This window comes from Psychrobacter sp. (assembly GCF_018260395.1).
Classification (GTDB): Bacteria; Pseudomonadota; Gammaproteobacteria; order Pseudomonadales; family Moraxellaceae; genus Psychrobacter.
The window spans coordinates 1-4050 of the sequence record NZ_JAGLBC010000176.1; the positions used below are offsets into that span (position 1 = coordinate 1).

General features: G+C 37.6%; 3 protein-coding genes. All 3 read right to left on the bottom strand.

Annotation, left to right across the window (positions count from 1 at the left end):
* Window positions 1–8 precede the first annotated feature (8 nt).
* Genes QZ265_RS10030 through QZ265_RS10040 form a run of 3 tightly spaced genes read right to left on the bottom strand, consistent with a single transcriptional unit; the run spans window position 9 to window position 3698 of the window.
* Window positions 9–2111: a TRAP transporter permease gene (locus QZ265_RS10030; RefSeq protein ID WP_296405812.1), complete on the bottom strand. Its 2103-nt coding sequence runs from the start codon at window positions 2109–2111 to the stop codon at window positions 9–11.
* On the bottom strand, window positions 2086–2652 hold the full coding sequence (locus tag QZ265_RS10035; RefSeq protein WP_296405813.1) for a DUF1850 domain-containing protein: 567 nt from the start codon (window positions 2650–2652) through the stop codon (window positions 2086–2088). Before QZ265_RS10035 ends, QZ265_RS10030 begins: the two co-directional genes overlap by 26 nt.
* The gene (locus tag QZ265_RS10040) at window positions 2652–3698 is read right to left on the bottom strand and encodes a TAXI family TRAP transporter solute-binding subunit (protein ID WP_296405815.1); all 1047 of its coding nucleotides are present in this window, start codon (window positions 3696–3698) and stop codon (window positions 2652–2654) included. The genes QZ265_RS10035 and QZ265_RS10040 overlap by 1 nt, the downstream gene beginning before the upstream one ends.
* Between the last annotated feature and the right edge of the window lie 352 nt (window positions 3699–4050).

Sequence of the window (4050 nt, forward strand, 5' to 3'; positions counted from 1 at the left end):
ATAATCAACTAAATAGTAGTCACTTGAATGGGCTTATGGTTTGATTTATTAGCATTAATATTTAATCCAATAATACCAACCACTATTAAGCCTCCTATTATATCGGTCATAAATTCAGGGTATATCAATAATAAGGCACCCGCTGCTAAGATTATGCGTGTCACCATATTCATCTCACCTTTGAAGTAGCCTTCAACTGCCGCACTTAAGCCTATTACACCAGTTACTGAGGTAAATACCACGGTGATAATTTCAATGATTGGAGGTAGTGGAAATTCTTTGGCAGTCACTGCAAGACCAACCGGATCTATCATCAACATGGTAGGGTTATAGATAAACATAAAGGGCACAATAAACCCTGCCAGCGCCAATCTTAATGACTGAAATCCTGTTTTCATCGGATCGCCACCAGCTATACCTGCTCCTGCAAATGCTGCTAAACACACAGGCGGCGTTATATTGGCAAAAATACCAAAATAAAAAACAAACATATGCGCCGATAATATAGGAATGTCAAAACCTGCCAAAGCAGGCGCAGCCATTGTGGCAGTAATAATATAGGCAGGAATAGAAGGCAGTCCCATACCTAACACCATTGAAGCAAGCATAGTCAAAATAAGGGTTAAAAATAAGGACCCTGCACCTAGCGTTACAATGGATGAAGTCATTACTGAACCAAAACTGGTTAAACTAACCACCCCAATGATAATCCCGACTACAGCACAAGCCGCCATGACTGCAAGAGATTGGCGTGCCCCGTCCTGCAAGGCGCCCAATATATCTTTTATGCCCATGCGTGTCTCTGCGCGAATCATACTCACAATTACCGTAAAGCCGATGGTGTATGCAGCAGCAAATCCAACCGGTACGGATTTGGCCAATAAAAATACTAAAAATATTATGGGTAAAAGCATATGACCACGTGCTTTCATCACATCTTTAATGCGTGGTAAGCTCTCTTTGGCAATACCTTTTAAGTCACGGCGCCCTGCTCTAAAATGAACCTGTGCAATAACCCCTAGATAATATAAAACCGCAGGTAATAAAGCGGCCAAGGCAATAGTACTGTATTTAACACCTGTCGTTTCCGCCATGATAAAGGCACTAGCGCCCATAATTGGTGGTAATACCTGCCCACCTACCGAAGCACTCGCTTCTACTGCTCCAGCGAAGTTTTTATGATAACCAACCTTTTTCATAAGCGGAATGGTAAAGGCACCTGTACCTACCACATTGGCAACGGCTGCACCATTGATACTGCCCATAAATCCACTTGAGATGACCGCAACTTTTGCAGGTCCTCCTTGCTTATGACCTGCTAGAGCCAACGCTAAGTCATTAAATAACTGCCCCATACCTGAGCGGGATAAAAAAGCACCAAACAGAATAAATAAGAATATGAAAGTCACTGAAGCACCGATAGCGGTTGAATACAAACCTTCGGTCTTAAGATACAGTTGACCAAATATATCACCAATATCATATTGGCGAGTTAGCAATCTATCTGGCATAAAACTTAAATGACTAAAGAAGGGATAGGCTAAAAAGACCAAAGCAAATAAAGGCAAAATAAACCCAGTGATACGACGTGTTCCTTCTAACACACAAAGTACTGTAATTATCGCAAACACAATATCCCATTGATTAGGAATACCGCCGCGAATCGTGACTATATTTTGATACTCGTAAAGTAAATAAACCACACCAGATAAGAACATCAAAAACCAAATCCAGTCATACCAGGCTACCTTTAATCGTGAAGACTTTTTGGTAGCAGGATAAATGACGAAAATTAAGCCAAAGCCAACCCCAACATGGATTGCTCGTTGAAGTAGTGCAGGCATGGGGTTAAAAGTAATATATAAGTGAAACAGTGAATAGGCAATCGCCAATAGTGCGATTACCCACCCTAACTTTTTGTTTTTAAGGTGACGGGTTATGGACTCTCGGTCAAATTTCTCTAATATTTCTTGTTGTTTTTCTGCCGAGGGTGCCGAGGTATCAATAATTTCAGATTTCAGAACTTCTTTGGTTCGCGTCTCTAATTTTGATGAATCGGCAGTTGAAGTTTTAGGCGAGACCTGATTAGGTTTGCCTATGGGCGTATTCATTGCATGACTCCTGTCGTAGTAAGTTCCATTGACTCTGCATACTAGTAAAAATATAAATATTTGTATAATCCTCTACCCATTTATAAATAGGCAAAGCTTGTTGATCTGTCAATATTTGTGCCTTAATATTACTAGATATCATCCAGTTTAAATAAGGTAATTCAACATCTACTTGATAATGAACATATCCTGGGTATAAAGCATTTTCTTTGCCTAGCTTTCCGTTAGAGGGCGTGCCGGCACCAAAGGTTTGAAAATAAGTATCAGTCAATAACAATTGATTTTTGTTTATTTGATAAGACTCTATCCACCACTGCTTTTCAACAGAATGAATCCATTTAAGTTTAAAATGGTTTTTTATGACACATTCATGGTCATAAAATTGCACCGTAATGACAGGATGTTTGCTAAAAAATAAAGCTTTAGTAACAAGTCCCATGGCTATTAATGTAAGTGCAATTAGGATGCTATAAAAAAGACCAGTTAAGCGATACTGCTTAAACTGATCTTTTAGATGAATTATTGTATGACGTCCTTTCATTATTTAGATGAATTCTGCTCGTCATAATATTTCTTAGCACCAGGGTGAATTGGTGCCACTAGCCCCTGCTGAGCTGTCTCTATACTGATACCAGCAGCTGCTTGGTGGGCTGTTTTTAACTTATCTAAACTCTCAAAAAATGTCTTAGTAAGTTTATACACGTCATCTTCGCTTAGATCAGAACTTACCACAAATGCATTCATAATAGCTGCAGTTGGAATAGCGGTCTCATTACCATATGTGCCAGCTGGAATCTCTTTAGCAGTAAAATAGGTTTCATTTTTAGCTATTTCTGCCACTTTTGCAGGGTCGATGCTGACCAACTGCAAATCAAAACCTTGCTCTAATTCCATAAGCGATGAATTTGGTAGACCACTGGTTAAAAATGCTGCATCTAATTTTCCAGACTTAAGTGCATCTGCAGCTTCTGCATAGCCAAGATAATCAACTTTTACATCATCATAGCTAATGCCAAAACCTTTAAGGAGATTCCGTGCATTCACTTCAACACCTGAGTTTTGAGCCCCTACTGCGATTCTTTTACCCTTTAGATCTTCAAAGTTTTTGATACCTGATTTTTTTGAGGTAACTATTTGAACATAGTTTGGATATAAAGCAGCGATTTGCTGAATTTTGGTAATAGGAGCACTAAAATTATTTTGGCCTTTAACTGCATCATTCACAACATCACTCATTGCAAAAGCCATTTCAACTTTACCTTGATTGATAAGATTCATGTTTTCAACCGAGGCTCCAGTAGTCTGGGTCTTTGAATTAACGCCATAAGTGGCGTTATAGGCTTCTGTGAGAGCCGTACCAATAATATTATAGGGACCAGAAGCGCCGCCTGTTGCTAGGGTTACAAATTTAGTTTGAAGCTTATCAGAAGTTGTTGATTCTGAAGAAGTTGTTTCGCTACCTTCAGCTTTTGTCTCATTAGATTGATTAGAACAGCTTACTGTACCTAAGCTTGCTATTATGAATAGTGCTGCAATTGCAGTTTTTGAAGAGGTCACTGAGTGTTTCAGCGAAGAAGATACGAACATTTTTATTTCCCTATAATTAATTATAATGTCTATATTATCCATAACTAGACATGAAGCGAACTCGTTGATAATAAAACACTTAAGTAATACTAAATATATTTATATCATATCTCAATACAAAATTAAACATTTATGTAGCTATTCTAATTATTAAAGGGATTACAAATGTCATAATTGATTAAAAATTTATAAGTTTTCCTTATTAATTCTTAGTTTTAATCTTCTATATTTATTTTTAAAAACTCTAAGTGCTCCCCTCTATAAAGTTCGCTATAATCTATAAATCTTCATAAAATTAAATTTATAGTAAAAACTTTATCTACTGACAATTAAACTAGTTTTAAGCAAATTA

Bases quoted from the DNA above. Each gene is read 5' to 3' on its own strand.
- QZ265_RS10030 (WP_296405812.1), bottom strand. From the start codon at position 2,111: ATGAATACGCCCATAGGCAAACCTAATCAGGTCTCGCCTAAAACTTCA.
- QZ265_RS10035 (WP_296405813.1), bottom strand. From the start codon at position 2,652: ATGAAAGGACGTCATACAATAATTCATCTAAAAGATCAGTTTAAGCAG.
- QZ265_RS10040 (WP_296405815.1), bottom strand. From the start codon at position 3,698: ATGTTCGTATCTTCTTCGCTGAAACACTCAGTGACCTCTTCAAAAACT.